This is a genomic window from Oceanobacillus longus (assembly GCF_042650085.1).
Taxonomy (GTDB): Bacteria; Bacillota; Bacilli; order Bacillales; family Amphibacillaceae; genus Oceanobacillus; species Oceanobacillus longus.
The window spans coordinates 182,722-200,420 of sequence record NZ_JBHSAO010000006.1; the positions used below are offsets into that span (position 1 = coordinate 182,722).

Below are 17,699 nucleotides of genomic sequence, written 5' to 3' on the forward strand. Positions count from 1 at the left end.
GATTGTTAAAAACTTATTGCTTTTCTCCGAACTTTTATGCTATTGATATAACTCTTCCAATGCAGTTTCGAGCTGCTGATCATCTTCACCATTACGCATCTTTTCAATAACTTGGGTCTCAATTAAACCAGCTGTTTCCTCGTTTACTTCACCAGTGGAATCAAGATCGTTGTCTATTTGAAATTCTGTTACAGCTGTTTTTGTTTCTTCACTAAAGTATCCATCTGTCCGGCCCGTATCATACCCTAATCCAGAAAGCATGATTTGCATATTTGCAATTGCTTCTGCTGTTTGATCGTAAGTAAAAGGTTCTTCTGCCTGAATGGGATAGGTATAGTAATATTCTGGTTGTTTTTGTTCTATCGTAGGCTCAACACCTGTTTCATTAATCCACTCACCATTTGGGGATAACCATTTAAAGGTTGTCAGTTTAATTGAACTTCCATCACCAAGCGGCACTGCCTGCTGTACGGTACCTTTTCCATAGCTTGTTTCCCCAACAATGTCGTAACCAAGTTCCTTTAGGGCAACAGCAAGAATCTCTGAAGCGGATGCACTTCCTTCATTAATCAACACACTAATCGGATATTCTTTCTTTTCATCCAATTGTGAGTGATATGCTTCTTTTTCTCCGTTACCATCTTCAATTTGTAAATATGGAATATCTTTAGGAACAAATAAAGAAAGAATCTCCTCAGCAACATTTAATAAGCCACCTGGATTCCCCCGAACATCAATGACTAGACCTTCTATTTCTTCATTCTCCAGAGCTGTTAATTGCTCTTCAAATTCAGTAGATGTGTTCTCTGAGAAGTTGGTAACTTCCAATATCCCAGTAAGTTTTCCATCAATTGTTTCTGTCCTGCTGTATACTGTTTCTACAGGAATCTCGTCACGGACAATGGTCACATCAAATGCTTCTGTTACACCGGATCGCTGTATCTGCAATACTACTTCCGATCCTTTCTCGCCACGGATTTTAGCAACAGCTTCATTCAAGTTTAAACCTTCCAATCCTTCCCCATCAACAGTTAATACTTGATCATTGGGACGCAAACCTGCCTTCTCTGCTGGCGAATCCTTGATAGGTGCAACAATCGTTACAAGTCCGTTAACCATGCTAACCTCTGCACCTATTCCTTCAAAGGAAGATTCGATTTGGTCATTAAACTGACTTACCGTTTCAAGGTCCATGTAGGAAGTATGCGGATCTTCCAGGGTAGACAGCATACCTTCTATTGCCCCTTCAATCAGTTGTGTATCATCAACATCTTCCAAGTAATTCTGTTTAATTAAACCATACGCCTGAGTAATTTTATTTAAATCGTCAGATCGTTCTGTTTCATTCTCTTCTACGTCTTTAGCCATCTTATTTTGGAGCTGATTGGAATTCTGTATTTCTGGTTCCCCGGGCTGTGCAAATTGTACCCCCGCATATGCACCGGCAAAACCTAGAAAAAGTGCAGCAACAAGGATTAATGCAATGTGTGATTTTTTTAAATTCATAATTCCACCTCTAACTTATTATTCGCTATGTAAAAGTATATGACATGATCAAAAGATTTACGAATTGCAAGCAACTTTATCTGATATCTCATATGAAAAGCATACCATTATATTTTACCAATGACTATGGTTTTATCTTTTGTGCTTTGTGGAATTCAATCAATATATAGAGAAAAAGGCACACCCACTAGGGAATGCCTTTTGTAAACATACTATTTTAAATAGTTCATCGGGTTAGCTGGATTTTTATAACCACCGGGATGTACTTCGAAATGTAGATGTGGTCCAGTTGAATCTCCGGAATTACCAGTTTTACCGATTGCTTGACCTTGACTAACCGCTTGTCCAACAGATACAGAAATACTGCTTAAATGCGCTGAAAGAGTCGTATAGCTTTTACCATTGATATAATGTGAAATCATTATTGTATTTCCATAACCACTGACCCATCCAGCTGTACTCACAACACCGTCAGCTGCTGCAACCAAAGTAGTTCCGGTAGGTGTTGCAAAGTCCGTTCCTGCATGTAGCTTATTGTAATTGTGAATGGGATGGTGTCTCATTCCATAATGGGAAGAGATTGAACCAGCCGCTGGCATTATAAATATTCCTGAACCTGAACTACTGCTTGGTGCCGGGCTGGAATTTGATTTTGTGCTAGAACTAGGGGTTGAACTAGAGCTAGAACTTGGGGTAGAACTTGACTTTGACTTATTTGCTTCCTCAGCTTTTCGTGCTTCTTCTGCTTTTCTCGCTGCTTCTGCTTTTCTTGCTTCTTCTTCTTTAGCCAATTGCTCGAGCTCACCTTTTTTACTAGCAGCCATTGCAATTGCCTTTTCTTTTGCCTTTTGTTCTGCGCTTATAAGTTGCTGTTCTTCTTCAACGCTCATTTTATGTTCTTCCAGCTCACCATGTTCTTCTTCCAGTGAAGCCATTAACGTTTCTTTTTCTGCAAGCTGTTTATCCAGTTGACTTTTTAAGGCTACAAGATCTTGTTTCTGGCTTTCCAGTGACTTTTTCTTATCTTCCACTGCAACCTTTTTCGTTTCCACTTCTTCTTTGTTTGCTTCTACTTCTTTTTTACTTCCTTCAAGTGCTTTCTTATCTGCAGCTTGCGCTTCCATAATATCTTTATCTTGATCCATTATCGTATTTACTGCCGATGTTCTACTGATGAAATCACCAAAACTGTTGGCTCCAAGGATTACGCCCATATATTTCATCTCGCCGCCACTTTGCTGTATCGCACGAAGGCGTTCTTTCAGCAATGCATCCCGTTTTATGATTCTTTCTTGTAATATCTCAATCTCTTCTTTTAATTCTTCAATTCTATCAGAAAGTTCATTAATCTTGTTATTTAATTCTTCAATTTCAGTGTTCGTTTCTGTTATTTCATTTTCCTTTGTGCTTATTTTACTCTGTGTATTTGAAAGTTCATCATCTATTGTATTTATTTCCTGTTTAACCGAACCCTGTTGTTCCTCATTCTCGCCTAACTTACTTTCGGTTTCTTTTTTAGTACCTTCCAATTGATTCTTCTCTTGATCCAGTTTGGATTTCTCTTGTTCCAGTTCATTGATTTCTTTGTTCAGGTCCCCGATTGTTTCTGCAGATACCTTACCTATTCCGGCAGGTAATGACACTAAAATTAAGACGGCAATAAGTATAACCGTAGCTAGCTTTTTCACTCGTATTTCCCCTTTTCAATTAAAATTGTCTAGTTGCTTCTCTATGTTAGTCTTTTGTATCCTTAAACTTTCAGGAATTTACGGACACTCATGACACTTCCCCAGATACCGATAACTGTTCCTATTCCCAGTATCATTACGGACAATTGCCATGCAAATGGGTTAAACGGCAAGAGTTCCACAAAACTGAGCGAAATTTGATGCCCAAAGTTGGTTTCCAGATAATAATATCCACCCATAATGACTGCTATCGGAATGATCGAACCGAGAATTCCGAGTAGTAATCCTTCAATAAAGAACGGCCATCTGATAAAACCATTTGTTGCACCTACAAGCTTCTGAATGCCTATTTCAGTACTGCGTGCCATAATTGTAATTTTTATCGTGTTGGAGATAAGGAATATTGCAGTGAATACCAATGCGATAACTAAAACCAAGCCGATTGTTCTAGCATAGTTATTAAACTGGAATAACTTGTCTACTACATCTTGTCCAAAGTTTACCTCTTGCACATGATTAAATGATGCTATTTCGGTCGCTATTCTCTCTGTGTCCTCCGGGAACTCTGCCCGAACGATATATGCATGGCTCAGAGGATTATCCTGCTCATATAATTGCCATGCTTCTCCTTCTTCTCCCATACTTTCAATAAGGCCTTGCAGTTCATCATCATTTGATGAAAATGCAGTAGATTCAACTCCATCTATTTGTTCAATTTGTTCCCCTAAAGCGAGAATATCCTCTTCTTCAGCAGTTAAATCAATTAGCGTTTTTATTTCAACATCGTTTTCAATGTTATTTGCCATCTCATTTAAATTCATTACAAGTGCAAGAAATACCCCGACCAAGATCAATGTCGTTGTAACCGCACCAACTGAAGCAACGGTCATCCAACCATTACGGATTATATTTTTTGACCCTTCCCTTAAATGCCTTCTAAATGTTCTAAATTTCATAGCCGTAATCACCCCTGTGCTCATCTCTAACAATTAAACCGTCTTCGATAGCAATAACACGTTTCTTGATTGTGTTAACAATTTCCTTACTATGAGTGGCCATGATAATTGTTGTTCCACTAGCGTTTATTTCTTCAAATGTCTTCATAATGCCCCAAGATGTTTCCGGGTCAAGGTTTCCTGTAGGCTCATCTGCAATTACGATTTTTGGGTGGTTAACGATCGCACGTGCGATTGAAACACGCTGCTGCTCTCCCCCAGATAATTCATTGGGAAGAAAACGTGCCTTATTTTTCAAGCCCACTTGTTCAAGGACTTCCATTACACGTTTGCGGATATTCTTCGGAGATTCTTCAATTACTTCCAAAGCAAATGCAATATTTTCATAGACTGATAATTTCGATAAGAGTTTAAAGTCCTGGTAGACAACTCCAATATTCCTACGTAAAAAAGGAACTTTCCGCTCTTTAATTCCACTTAAATCCATATCACCAATAACGATAGTTCCACTACTCGGTTTTACTTCTCTGAAAATTAATTTAATAAATGTCGACTTCCCAGCTCCACTGGGGCCAACAATATAGACGAATTCACCTTGCTTAATATCAATATTAATACCATTTAAGGCTGTTACACCATTGGCATACGTTTTATAAATATCTTTCATTAGTATCATTTTAGTATCAACCTTTTTATTTATTGTTGTCGTCCTTTGCTGCCCGAATCTATCAAAAAATGTAGAAATTCATCGCTTCAACGTACGTTTTCATGAATACTAACTTAGTATAACATTTTTCTACAATTATTTTAGCTATAAAATTATTACATTTATATTTCATTCAGTAACTACGATGTAAAATAGATCCAAAAAAAATCTCTGTTACAAGTAACGCACTTGTAACAGAGATTTTCATCCTTTTAACCATTATTGTTGTTCAGCCAACCAGCTTGATAATGCATCCAAATCTTCTCCCGCTACATTTTGCGCTGGCATACTTCCTTTACCATTTGTAACGATATCTGCGATTTCTTCAGCAGAATATGTTGATCCTACTGCTGTTAATTCAGGACCTGCACCACCTGATAAGTCGGCACCGTGACATGCTGCACAGTTTGCTTGATATACTTCTTCCCCTGCGGCAGTATCAACTGTACCTTCATCCGCTGGTACTTCCGTTTCTGTGCCGGTATCATCTGATCCTGTATCATCAGTTCCGCCATCGTCACCACCGCCACATGCTGCTAATGTTAATACTGTTCCAAATAAAAATGCCATTAAAACTTTTTTCATTAATAAAGCCCCCATTCATAAGTCAATTGTTTTTATAAAAATAGTTGCTGCTTCTATTATAACCCTTTTAGAAAAAATTAAAACTTATGTTTGAACCGTTCTCATTATGTAACTTTGTTAAACCATTGATATATCAATCCCTCTGGATGATTATGGCAATTTTATGAAATTAAAAAGGAGGAAACTATCTATATGACAGAATTCCTCCCTTTTGGGATTATTGAATTTGTGACCTAAGATAAGAATCAATAAATGAATTGATGTCACCATCCATTACTGCCTGTGTATTCCCTGTTTCTGTATTTGTACGATGATCTTTGACCATAGAATATGGGTGGAAGACATAGGAACGTATTTGACTACCCCAGCCAATTTCTTTTTGTTCTCCACGTATATCATCCAGTTCACGCTGCTGACGTTCAATCTCTAATTGATACAACTTTGATTTCAACATTTTCATTGCTGCTTCACGGTTTTTTATTTGTGAACGTTCATTTTGACAAGTAACAACCGTGTTGGTCGGTAAATGTGTAATCCGTACTGCCGAATCAGTCGTATTAACATGCTGACCACCCGCACCGCTTGCACGGTACGTATCCACTTTTATATCTTCCGTTCTGACTTCGATATCGACATCATCTGTCATCTCCGGGGTTACATCACAGGAGACAAATGAGGTATGTCGCCGGCCGGATGAGTCAAATGGAGAAATACGCACAAGTCGATGGACACCTTTTTCTGCCTTTAAGTAACCATATGCATTATGTCCTTTAATCAAAAGCGTTACACTTTTCACACCTGCTTCTTCACCAGGAAGATAATCAACTGTCTCCACCTTGAAGTCTTTATCTTCCGCCCAGCGCTGATACATTCGAAGTAGCATGCTCGCCCAGTCCTGTGATTCTGTTCCCCCTGCGCCAGGATGTAATTCAAGGATTGCATTATTTGCGTCATAAGGTTCACTTAACAGCATTTGTAGTTCAAAATCATTAACGTCATTCATAAATGCTTGCAGTTCTGTTTGTAAATCTTCAAAGAGCTCCTGATCCGCTTCCTCTTTTATCAATTCGTAGGAAACTTCCAGATTTTCTAAACGTTCTTCCATATCTTTAAAGCTTTCCACGTAGCCTTTCAAACCGTTTGCTTCGGAGATTACCTTCTGTGCTGCCTCCTGGCTATTCCAGAATTCCGGATCTGACATCTGCATATCCAATTCAGCAATGCGAGCCTTTTTAACATCTAAGTCAAAGAGACCCCCTAAAGTCTTCAACACGTGAAGCTATTTTATCTAATTCATTTTTTATCTCTACTAATTCCATTTCCTTCACCTCTGGTTAATTTATTTATAAAAGAATCTTTCGTAATGTTTGTAGCTTTATAATCGAGTTGAGATAAGCTGCGAAGTAACTTATCTCGCCGTCCGGGATCGCTCTGGGCGGATGCTTTCCGCGGGCACGGCCTCAGCCCCGAAGAGAAAACCACTCTTCAGGTCTTCGGACACGTGCTGTTCCCGCAGGAGTCACCGCCCGCCGCTCACCCGGACTGGTAAGGCTGTATGACGATTTTAGCTACCCATCGTCAGCATGAAGGGGCTCACCAGCCGCCCGTGGAAAGCGAAGTATATTTCCAAGAGCGGTCGCCGAAGTTTCTTCATACGGATAGAAATCAACTAGCAGTTACTTCGGAGTTTATAGATTTTATGACAAAACAACAAATCATTTCGATGGGACATGCGTGCGCAGCCTTATAAAAAGGCTAATATCAAAATATATTTGAATTTATTTTCCATGACAATTTTTATATTTCTTCCCGCTTCCACATGGACATGGGTCATTACGACCAACCGTTTGATTTTTCACAATAGGTTTACGCGATTTTTTCTTTTCATCCTGTCCACCAGCAACGGCTTGTGTGTTCTTCACTACTTCTTGACGTTGCAGATTTTCACGAATTTGAGCTTTCATAATATATTTTGCAACTTCATCCTCTATATTGGCAATCATCTCTTCAAACATAGAATAACCTTCCATTTGGTATTCACGTAGCGGATCATTTTGTCCGTATGCACGAAGATGAATACCTTGGCGCAGCTGATCCATTTGATCAATATGATCCATCCATTTTGAATCCACTGTACGAAGCAGTATTACTTTCTCAAACTCACGGAATTGCTCTGGAGAAAGCTCCGTTTCTTTCTCATCATAACGTGCATGTACTCTTTCCATAAGCAGATTGGAAATTTCATCCGCTTCTTTCCCTTTAAGGTCCTGCTCAGAAATTTCAGTAGGGTCCATTAAGTTTCCGTGTGCATATTCTACAATTGCTTTTAAGTCCCATTTTTCTTCATCATCGTCCTGTGTATGCGTTTGAACGATACGATTAATGGATGACTCAGTCATATTTTCAATGATTTTACGTAAATCATCATTCGCATCGATAACTTCGAATCGTTGTTTATAAATAATCTCGCGCTGCTCACGCAATACATCATCGTAAGAAAGAACCGTTTTCCGTGCATCAAAGTTATTTCCTTCCACACGTTTTTGTGCAGATTCAACAGCTTTGGAAACCATTTTGCTTTCTAAAGGCTGTGTATCATCCATTCCCAATCTTTCCATCATTGATTTCAAATTATCAGAGCCAAAACGGCGCATCAATTCATCTTCCATGGACAAATAAAATTGTGTTACACCTGGATCTCCCTGACGACCGGAACGCCCTCGAAGCTGGTTATCGATCCGTCGTGATTCATGTCGTTCCGTACCTACTACAGCAAGTCCTCCTAGTTCTTTAACACCTTCACCTAGTTTAATATCTGTACCACGACCTGCCATATTCGTAGCTATTGTTACGGAACCTTTTTGGCCTGCATTTTCAATGATATCCGCTTCTCTATAGTGATTTTTCGCGTTAAGAACTTCATGTCTAACTCCAGATTTTTTTAACATATGAGAAATAAGTTCCGACGTTTCTACCGCAACCGTACCGACAAGAACAGGTTGTCCGGCTTTATTTCTTTCTTTAATGTTTTCTACTACGGCACGGAATTTACCTTCCATTGATTTGTAGATCAAGTCAGCACGATCATCCCTTGTTATTGGTTTGTTCGTAGGTATCGCAATGACATCCATATTATAAATATTTCGGAACTCTTCTTCTTCTGTTTTAGCCGTACCTGTCATCCCTGCAAGCTTATTATACATACGGAAAAAGTTTTGGAAAGTAATGGAAGCAAGTGTCATGCTCTCATTTTGAATTTGTAATCCTTCTTTTGCTTCAATCGCCTGATGAAGGCCATCACTATAGCGGCGGCCTTTCATCTTACGACCTGTAAATTGATCAATGATGATAACTTCTCCTTCTTCTACCATATAATCATCATCACGATGCATGGAAACATGAGCTTTTAATGCTTGATTAATATGGTGTGTTAAGGATACATTGTCTAAATCAAATAAATTCTCGATGGAAAAATAACGTTCAGCTTTGTTAATACCCTCTTCCGTCAGTTGGACACCTTTTGTTTTTTCATCATACGTATAGTCTGTCTCTCCATTCAGGGTGATAACAAAACCATCTGCTTGCTGATAAAGTGCAGCTGATTTTTTTGCTGACCCAGAAATAATTAATGGAGTTCTTGCCTCATCTATGAGAATAGAATCGACTTCATCGATGATTGCGAAATTAAGAGGCCGCTGCACCATTTGATTTTTATATAAGACCATATTATCTCGTAAGTAATCAAAACCAAACTCATTGTTTGTACCATAGGTAATATCTCGGTTATACGCTTCTCTTTTTTCTTCTTTAGTTAACCCATTTCCATTCAAGCCAACTGTCAAGCCAAGGAAATCATAAAGCTGGCCCATATCCTGTGCATCACGGTCAGCCAGATATTCGTTGACGGTAATAATATGAACACCTTTTCCAGCCAAGGCATTTAAGTATGCTGGCATAGTGGAAGCCAAGGTTTTACCTTCACCCGTTTTCATTTCAGCTATGTTACCTTCATGAAGCGCTATCGCTCCCATTAGCTGCGTTTGGAATGGACGCATCCCGAGTACTCTTTTTGAAGCTTCACGCACTACTGCGAATGCCTCAACCAACATATCATCAATTTCTTCACCATTCGCATATCTTTCTTTGAATTCTTCTGTTTTTTTCTGGAGTTCAGAATCTGTTAATTTTTCGATTCCAGGTTCCAGAGCTTCTATTTTATCAACTTGTTTTTGTAATCGATTTATTTGTTTTTGGTTCCCATCACCAAAAATTTTTGTTAATAATCCAGCCATATTATAAACGCTCCTCAATTAAAACAATCTATACTATAATCCACTATTATCATAACACTTTACGATAAGCTATGACAACTCGGGTGGGCATTACCAAAGAGCGTAATTATCGAATACTAAAATAGAGAGCAGACCGGGGATAGTCTGCTCTCAGAAATGAGGAAAAAGAGGAAGATTTGGGGAGATATCCTGCTATTTATACCTGAGAATAAAAATAATCTTTCTCTTTTTGTTCTGCTGAAATCTCCGTAATTTTCCGGTTCGTAGCAGCAAGAATTTCAAGTAACTGCACGATTGTAGCTTCATGCTGTTGTACTTTAATTACTAAGTCATCAAACGCCCTCCGATCATTTTCATTCACAGACTCACCTCCTAGTTCTATTGACTTATTTATAACATGGGGATGGGCGAAAAGACGAATGGGTATTTTTCAATTTTAATTTCAATTTCTACAGCGATTTGAATCTTAATAAAAACTTTGAATATAGTAAACGGATGTTATTTTGCATTTCAAGTAATTTTTTATCCAGAAAACCAAAATTCTATTTTTCTTTCTACAATTTTCGACAAATACCAGCATATAGGCTGCAACTACGTACTCTCGCACATTGTAAAAGGCGACTCCCATATAGGAATCGCCTTAAGTATTTTATATTTTAAAAAGCATTTGGTTCTATTAATCCGTATTTTCCGTCCCTGCGACGGTACACAACATTTGTCTCACCAGAAAGATCATTTGTGAATACAAAGAATTCATGTCCGAGCATATCCATTTGAAGGATTGCCTCTTCAGAATCCATCGGTTTAAGATTGAAACGCTTTGTTCGTACAATTTCTATTTCATCAGGATCTTCTTCTACTGCAATACTAGTAGCCTGTTTTTCCATTTCCGCAAAAGCGTGTTTAGGAGAACCATTCTGTCTAAACTTACGATTGATTTTTGTCTTATGCTTACGAATCTGTCTTTCTAATTTATCAACAACCAGATCAACAGCAGCATATAAGTCAACATGCTGGACTTCGCCACGTAATAATAGATTTGTCATCGGTATAGTAACTTCGATTCGTTGTTCATCATTATAGACACTTAAATTCACATGTACATCGGACGTTGGAGGTGTGTCAAAATATCTTTCTAGCTTACTGATCTTTTTTTCCACGTATTCCTTAATTGCCCCTGTTACCTCGAGATTTTCACCACGGATATTATATTTCATGAAAGTGTCCTCCTTTATTACTTTATATATTTATTATACTACTTTACCACCAATTTTACCTGTATAAACCTTACAAAAACGTAACATATATTTGATATAATAAGATAATCCCTTTCATATCAAGGGTTAGAGGATTTACAATTAATTAATATTTTTTACAATTCTATAAACTAAGTAATGTACAAAAAAACTTCTGAAGTAAAACAGAAGTTTTTGCATTATTTTTTACTGTCCATAAACATTCCATCCATTGTCTGAACATGTTTATATGGATTAGTATAAGATTGATTTGATTTTTTTTGTTTCTTAACTTGTCTCATTTCTAATTTCAAATCGGCGAAAAGGATTTGCATCTTTTTCTGAATTTCATTGTTGATTAGCACAAGTTCTTTACCGATTTTTTTTTCTTCTTCTGTATAAGGAGACTTCAGTTTCTCCATATACATGCCTCTACTTAATATAAGATCATTTAATTCTTCAATTACGGATTCTCTTGATTTTGCGGTAATATCCTGCTCCAACAGTGTTTTAATTTTCATCGTTATTTCATAAATTGGCTCTACCCTGTTCATTAAACCTGTGCACCTTGAGCAAATTGCTGCTGCCTATTTTTGATAATGACCTGTTTCCATGTATCTCTGAAGTCTTTAACAAACTCTAACACTTCTTCCAACTTTGAAGCGTCATTTTTTATATTCGCTTCTTTAAGTTGATATTGCATATATTCATATAATGGTAGAATCTGTTTTGAAATTTCTACTTTAGGATCCAGGGTAATCATTAATTCCTGGATGATATTTTGTGCTTTTTGGATATTTTTATTTTTTGCTTCGTAGTTTTTATCGTTCATATCTTTAATTGCCTGTTTAATGAATTTCATGCATCCATTATACAACATTAAAGTTAACTCCCCACCTGAAGCTGTGTTTACCGCATTGTTCTGATAGGTTTGATAGGCCTTATTAACTGCCATTAGCCTGATCCACTCCTTTTAATAAGTTATCTACTGTCCGCCACCAAAGTTGGACATAAGCATGGAAGATTGCTGATTCATCGCGGAAATTGCTTGTTCCATTGCACTGAATTGTCTCCAGTAGCGATCTTGAACCTGAGTAAGTCGATCTTCAAATGCACTGATTCTGCTATCTAGATCTTTCATCCGTTTACCCAACGTATAATTTTCTAATGTATCCGTACCTTTACCAGCACGTTGATTGATTTTATCCATGGTACGTTCTAATGAATCTTCCAGTCTATTTACCAATCCACGTTGATCACCTGTTTCACTGTTGGAAAATAATTTTTGTACACTTGCAGGATCTTCTGATAATGCTGCTCTTAATTCTTCTTCATTTACAATAAGCTTTCCACCATCAAGATAATCACTTGAAGTGGCAATACCAATTTGGGTAAGGGATGTATATTGTCCACCGCCTGTATCAACAGTAGAATACCAGCTTTGGCGCATATCGAATAATCCACTGGAAATTGAACTTTCTCCTTTTAGAAGGCCGCTCTTCGCCTTTTCTTCCCACAATTCAATTTCATTATCAGACATCTCTTCCCTTTGTGCGTCGGTCAATGGTGGGAAGTCCCGATACCGTTCTTCCTGCTGCGAACCATTTAATGTCTCCACTACCTCATTATATTTGTCGACGAATGCCATGATTTTATCGAAGGAAGCATCTACATCGTTGTTGACGGTTAATGTCGCGTTTTGGGCGACTCCGGAACTGTCTTTGGTTGTGTTGTTGAACTGGAAAGTAATACCGTTTAAAGTGTAGTTGTTTTCTCTTGAATTCTCTACACGGTAATTATTGTTGTATGTGAAGATTGCATTTTCTCCACCGTCTTCATTTCCCTGGTGTATATTTAGAGCTTCTTTAAGAAACGTTGCATTCTCAAAAACAATTTCCTTGCCATCTACTGCAGGGTTGTATTTCCCTGTACGTGTCGTTTCCATAATAATCTTGTTTGTATTGTTATCAAAAGTCATTCGGACATTATTATCATCTGTATTAACTCGATCAATTACATCTTTTAATGTTTCATCAGCACCTATAGTATATTCATATGTTTTCGCTACTCCAGCCTCGTCAAAGGTTTTAAAAGAGAATAATGTCTCATCCGCTATTATTTCTTCCCCATTACCCATTGTTTGTCCAGCTAATTTTTCGCTAGAGTCAATTTTAATTGCACCACTGACATTTATCGCAGACGTTGCCAGCTGTTCAACTTTTATATTATATGTCCCATTCGTAGAACTCGCTGTACCTGTAGCCGTCACAGCACCTTCCATCGTTGAGGTAACTGATTTTGAATTATATGTTTTGCTCATTTTCATATCAAGCATCATATTGTCCAATTCGAGCATAGATTTATTAACATCCCGAAATGCATCTCGTTGCCATTCCAATTTCGTTTTATCCTGTTCCATTTTATCCAATGGAATTCGTTCTGCCTTCATTAAATCCTTAATAATACTATCTGTGTCTATGCCACTGGCTAGACCACCAATTCTCATGCCCATTTCATCACTCCTTAAATTTTCTTATCGATCAAAAAACCCATGAAGTCTGCCATTTCGGCATACATATCAAGCATTTTTTTCGGAGGGATTTCTTTAATAACTTCTTTTGTGCTCGAATTAATGACAGTTACATAATATTTATTCAGCTTGTCGTGAAGTTCAAACTTAACATTCCTTCTTAAGGGTTCAAGAAAGTCATTCATTTTGGAAACTGCCATCTCCAGATCTTTATTGTTTATCATAGCGTTTTGTTTTTGTGATTGCTCTTGTTCATATTTATTATCCGTCTTGATTTCAGAACTTTCCATTACTGTTGTCGGTTTCATGCTGTTCTCACTGATTCGTAAAGTTTGAGATCCGGTCGCTAATTTATCCACCATCATCCCACAACACTCCTAAACCTTTTCCTTTTATATCGGCTATGAATACTGTTATGTGAAGGATTTAAATCATTATTTTCATTTATTTGAGTCTTTTAGAAGTTCGAGTAAATCCAGTGAAACATTTGCCGCCTCATTATTTTGCTGTTGAATATCCACATAAATTTCCTTGCGGTAGATATCAATAGACTTTGGAGCAGAGATTCCCAGTTTTATTTGATCTCCCTCTATCGCTAAAACCGTAATTTCGATGTCTTCACCAACCTGAATGGCTTCATTTCTTTTTCTGGAAAGTACGAGCATTATTTAACCTCTCTTTCAGCAACTGGAGGGATAATGGATGCCTTTGAGGAATAATCCTCACTATTTAAAATATATTGTTTCCCTTGTCTAAGAGTGGTGTTAATAATAATCGGTGCTTTCATATTTAATGTACTCGTTTTAAAAGGATTTTTTAAAGTTACAATGGAAAGCACTGCCACTTCTATTTCCTTTTTAATTTGCAGACTCTCCATTAAGCTTTCATCCAATTCAAATGTGTATTCCTCATAAATTTGGTAAGGATTCGTTACAATAAACGCAACATTGGCGGACGCAATCGACTGTAAAATTTGAAAGATAGGGTTATCCGGCAAATCCAGTAATACAAATTGTGTTTCATGAACAAATCCAGGAAGGCCAAAGGGAAATTGAATGATCTTGTATTCTTCAATTTCTACCTCACTCAAATATTTCGTTTGTATTTTCATTTTTTCATTTTCCTTTCCTAAACCAGAAGATTGGTGAAACTTATTTCCAGGTTTTGTTGCTGTTTCAAGTTTGTTTCTACTTTACCAGGCTGATAACTGAACTCAGGTTTTCTAACAGTTGCATCAATAACCGGTTTGTTCGTTTGGACCTCAATATGTACTTCTGCTGGTTGATAGCTTGTCTTAACTGAAAAATGCGATGGAATAAATTGAATAGCGAGAGATTTCTTTGATTCATGACCATTTTGCATTGCTTGACTGACAAATGGATTCCCACCATTTTCAATTTCCATCAGCTCATTACCTTGCCTCGCCCGTCGTGCTATACCTTGCATTAATGCATTTTCACCTTCTTGAGCAAATCTCTGATTACGTTTGGAAATGTGCATTAAGTTCATATCTTCCCACGCTTGCGTCTGGTCAATTTCCAGCTTTCCAGGGGTGGTCCGAATGGATACTTCTGCTTTAGGCTGCACAATGGTAAGCTCTGCCTGTGGCTGAGAAATTTGTTGTTTGCCTTCTGTTCGTTGGATTTGAATTTGTGCCATCTGTGACTGTAATCTGATTTGTGGTAATTTCACCATCGAGGACTCCCTTCTGCATAAAATCTCCAATTTACCAGGATAAATTTTACCGTTAAATACAGGATAAACCCTGAACCCTATTTCGGGTCAGGGTTTACTGAATGTTTATCTTAAGAAATCAACCAGTGACGGTTGGATAATTTTTGAACCTGCAGCTAATGCAGCACGATGAAGGCTTTCCTGAGTAATCAATTGGGTTATGGCTTCAGCATAATCAATATCTTCATTGCTGGACATCGATTGGGTAGCAATAACTTCCTGTTCGCTTAAGCGGTTTTCAACAAGTTCGAGACGGTTCATTCGAGCACCCAATTCCGCACGCGAATTAATAATATTATTAATGCCAACATCCAGTTCACCAATGCTGGAATCAATATCTTCACCTGAATCCAATCGATCAATAAAATTATCGATTGCACCAAAAATGCTTGGTTCCCCACCGAATACGTCTGCACCACTTACATTTGCTTTCAATGTTGTACCACTGGATACTTCAATTTTTACTTCTCCACCAGTAAAACCAGGTTCGATTTCGCCACCTTCATTAATCGTATTAACAGGTGCTATATCTGTATCGGTCCCATTGAAAATATATTTATCATTTACATTTGTATTCGCAATATCGACAAGATGTTCTTTCAGCTGTTTGACTTCTTCACTGATATTTGCTAGTTCTTCGTCGTCATATGTTCCATTACTTGCCTGTACAGAGAGTTCACGAATACGCTGCATTGCAGATGTTGCTTTATCCAAAGCAGCATCCGAATTATCCATCCAATTATGCACTTCATTCGTATTCCGTTGAAATTGTTCCACTTTAACCAACTCTGTACGGTAACCCATGCCTTTCATGGCAACTACAGGATCATCGGAAGGTCGGGTTATTTTTTTACCCGTATTTAATTGATCCATATACGAACTCATTTTCGTATTGCTTTGCATTAAATTTCGTAACATATTATTAGAAAGCATTCCTTGAGTTACACGCATCGTTACTGCCTACCTTCCTACTAATCCCATATTATTTATAACTTTATCAAGCAGTTCATCCATGGCAGTCATGCTTCTGGCTGCTGCACTATATGCATGTTGGAATTTAATCATATTGGACATTTCTTCATCAAGAGAAACTGCACTCACGGAGAGTCGCTGATTTTCCACCTGTGCCAACAGTGTACCTGTGTTTTCTGTCATACGATTTGCATGTTCAGCAGTTACACCTAAATCTCCGATAACTGACTCATAAAAATCTTTAATCGAAACACCATCCAAATCATCATTGTTTGAATTATAAAAAACTTCCGCTAGTGCTAGCGCATTTTCTCCATTACCAGCATCGCCATTTGAACTTGCGATAATCTGACTTCCTTCTGTTAAAGCAACCGATATGGAACCTGCAGCGCCTCCAGAATTAGTCGGATTATCAATTTTAAAAAACGGAACCTCGCCTTCATCATTGGCATGTTGCTCATTAAAAGCAGTTGCAACTGCATATCCCATTTTATCGAGGTTACGTATCATTTCTGGATAATCACCGAATGCATTCTCCCCGTCGGCATATCCATAAGCATCTATTAAACCTTTCAATGATCCGCTTGAAGTCATCATGTTTTCACCGTTAACCGTGATTGCTTCGACTACTAGAAGTGATTCCGCAGTGCCATACACAGGATCGTCTATCCTTTGTTTCGTTCCTTCTACACCGTTAACCAGTTCCGAGATTGCTGTCCCAATATCATTTACGATATTGATCGTTGCGACACCATCCACTCTTTTACTTGGACTGTGACTATTATCATAAGAAACTTCAATACTTACGATTTCAGATAACTGATCAATCAGCATATCTCTTCGATCATACAGATCATTGGCAGCATATCCATGTGTTTCCAGATTTTTCACCTGTTTATTTAACTCATTGATTCCATCAATTAACGTATTCGCATCCTTCACCGTCGTGTCAATTTGAGTTTGCAGATCTGTTCGAATATTTGTCATGGATTCGGACATATAATTAAACGTTTCTGCCAAAGCCTGACCACGCTGAAGGACTACAGACCGCGCACCTGAATTTTCTGGATTAACAGCCAGGTCCTGCAGTGATTGCCAAAATTGGTCGATCGTCGTGGATAATCCTGTATCAGAGGGTTCGTTTAAAATATTTTCCATACGGCTTAAAGCTTCAGACTTTGTAGACCAATAGCCTGAAGTACTGTTTTCGCTGCGGAATTGATTATCCAAGAATTGATTCCGGATACGCTGAACGGATCCTGACTCAACTCCTGTCCCCATCTGGCCTGGAATTTGTGGTCGATTACGCGATGCTGAAGGAAATGGGGATGATGTTTCAAAATTAACCCGCTGCCTCGTATAGCCTTCTGTATTTGCATTCGCTATATTGTGACCGGTTGTATATAGTGCTGACTGTTGCGTGGATAAGGCTTGTCTTGCCATCTCCAAACCATGAAATGTACTCATTTTAACGTACTCCTTTTATTGCTTCATC

General features: G+C 38.0%; 18 protein-coding genes. All 18 read right to left on the bottom strand.

The annotated features are described in order from the left end of the window. Window positions 1-39: 39 nt before the first annotated feature. Window positions 40-1,506, bottom strand: coding sequence for a S41 family peptidase (locus ACFOUV_RS08550; RefSeq protein ID WP_379496338.1), 1,467 nt, complete (start codon window positions 1,504-1,506; stop codon window positions 40-42). A gap of 212 nt (window positions 1,507-1,718) precedes the next feature. Then, on the bottom strand, window positions 1,719-3,194 hold the full coding sequence (locus tag ACFOUV_RS08555; protein ID WP_379496339.1) for a peptidoglycan DD-metalloendopeptidase family protein: 1,476 nt from the start codon (window positions 3,192-3,194) through the stop codon (window positions 1,719-1,721). A gap of 62 nt (window positions 3,195-3,256) precedes the next feature. Then, the gene (gene ftsX / locus ACFOUV_RS08560; protein ID WP_379496340.1) at window positions 3,257-4,150 is read right to left on the bottom strand and encodes a permease-like cell division protein FtsX; all 894 of its coding nucleotides are present in this window, start codon (window positions 4,148-4,150) and stop codon (window positions 3,257-3,259) included. Next, window positions 4,140-4,826, bottom strand: a complete 687-nt coding sequence (gene ftsE, locus ACFOUV_RS08565) for a cell division ATP-binding protein FtsE (RefSeq protein ID WP_379496341.1) — start codon at window positions 4,824-4,826, stop codon at window positions 4,140-4,142. Before ftsE ends, ftsX begins: the two co-directional genes overlap by 11 nt. A 249-nt stretch (window positions 4,827-5,075) precedes the next feature. Continuing rightward, window positions 5,076-5,441: a cytochrome c551 gene (gene cccB, locus ACFOUV_RS08570; RefSeq protein ID WP_379496342.1), complete on the bottom strand. Its 366-nt coding sequence runs from the start codon at window positions 5,439-5,441 to the stop codon at window positions 5,076-5,078. A gap of 217 nt (window positions 5,442-5,658) precedes the next feature. Beyond that, a protein-coding gene (gene prfB, locus ACFOUV_RS08575) for a peptide chain release factor 2 (RefSeq protein WP_379496343.1) occupies window positions 5,659-6,760 on the bottom strand; the annotation gives its coding sequence in 2 pieces (ribosomal slippage) (window positions 5,659-6,687 and window positions 6,689-6,760; 1,101 coding nt in all). Window positions 6,761-7,219: 459 nt separating this feature from the next. Next, entirely contained in the window at window positions 7,220-9,733 is a 2,514-nt protein-coding gene (gene secA, locus ACFOUV_RS08580) for a preprotein translocase subunit SecA (protein ID WP_379496344.1), read from the bottom strand. 196 nt (window positions 9,734-9,929) lie between these two features. Then, window positions 9,930-10,094 carry a hypothetical protein gene (locus ACFOUV_RS08585; protein ID WP_379496345.1) on the bottom strand — a complete coding sequence of 55 codons (165 nt, stop codon included), beginning with the start codon at window positions 10,092-10,094 and terminating at the stop codon, window positions 9,930-9,932. Between the two features lie 295 nt (window positions 10,095-10,389). After that, a complete protein-coding gene (gene hpf, locus ACFOUV_RS08590) occupies window positions 10,390-10,950 on the bottom strand; it encodes a ribosome hibernation-promoting factor, HPF/YfiA family (protein ID WP_379496346.1) in 561 nt (186 codons plus the stop codon). Between the two features lie 218 nt (window positions 10,951-11,168). Next, the gene (locus ACFOUV_RS08595; RefSeq protein ID WP_379496347.1) at window positions 11,169-11,522 is read right to left on the bottom strand and encodes a flagellar protein FliT; all 354 of its coding nucleotides are present in this window, start codon (window positions 11,520-11,522) and stop codon (window positions 11,169-11,171) included. Further along, complete coding sequence (fliS, locus tag ACFOUV_RS08600; RefSeq protein ID WP_379496348.1) at window positions 11,522-11,923, bottom strand: flagellar export chaperone FliS; 402 nt, start codon at window positions 11,921-11,923, stop codon at window positions 11,522-11,524. The genes ACFOUV_RS08595 and fliS overlap by 1 nt, the downstream gene beginning before the upstream one ends. Window positions 11,924-11,953: 30 nt before the next feature. After that, window positions 11,954-13,474, bottom strand: coding sequence for a flagellar hook-associated protein 2 (locus ACFOUV_RS08605; RefSeq protein ID WP_379496590.1), 1,521 nt, complete (start codon window positions 13,472-13,474; stop codon window positions 11,954-11,956). 17 nt (window positions 13,475-13,491) lie between these two features. Then, complete coding sequence (gene flaG, locus ACFOUV_RS08610) at window positions 13,492-13,863, bottom strand: flagellar protein FlaG (protein ID WP_379496349.1); 372 nt, start codon at window positions 13,861-13,863, stop codon at window positions 13,492-13,494. 75 nt (window positions 13,864-13,938) lie between these two features. After that, window positions 13,939-14,163: a carbon storage regulator CsrA gene (gene csrA / locus ACFOUV_RS08615; RefSeq protein ID WP_379496350.1), complete on the bottom strand. Its 225-nt coding sequence runs from the start codon at window positions 14,161-14,163 to the stop codon at window positions 13,939-13,941. After that, the gene (gene fliW, locus ACFOUV_RS08620; RefSeq protein WP_379496351.1) at window positions 14,163-14,609 is read right to left on the bottom strand and encodes a flagellar assembly protein FliW; all 447 of its coding nucleotides are present in this window, start codon (window positions 14,607-14,609) and stop codon (window positions 14,163-14,165) included. Before fliW ends, csrA begins: the two co-directional genes overlap by 1 nt. Before the next feature lie 17 nt (window positions 14,610-14,626). Then, window positions 14,627-15,193 (bottom strand): DUF6470 family protein, encoded by a 567-nt coding sequence (locus tag ACFOUV_RS08625; protein ID WP_379496352.1) that lies wholly within the window; start codon window positions 15,191-15,193, stop codon window positions 14,627-14,629. A 105-nt stretch (window positions 15,194-15,298) separates the two neighbouring features. Further along, window positions 15,299-16,183 carry a flagellar hook-associated protein FlgL gene (gene flgL, locus ACFOUV_RS08630; RefSeq protein ID WP_379496353.1) on the bottom strand — a complete coding sequence of 295 codons (885 nt, stop codon included), beginning with the start codon at window positions 16,181-16,183 and terminating at the stop codon, window positions 15,299-15,301. A gap of 9 nt (window positions 16,184-16,192) precedes the next feature. Next, the gene (gene flgK / locus ACFOUV_RS08635) at window positions 16,193-17,671 is read right to left on the bottom strand and encodes a flagellar hook-associated protein FlgK (RefSeq protein WP_379496354.1); all 1,479 of its coding nucleotides are present in this window, start codon (window positions 17,669-17,671) and stop codon (window positions 16,193-16,195) included. Window positions 17,672-17,699 lie beyond the last annotated feature (28 nt).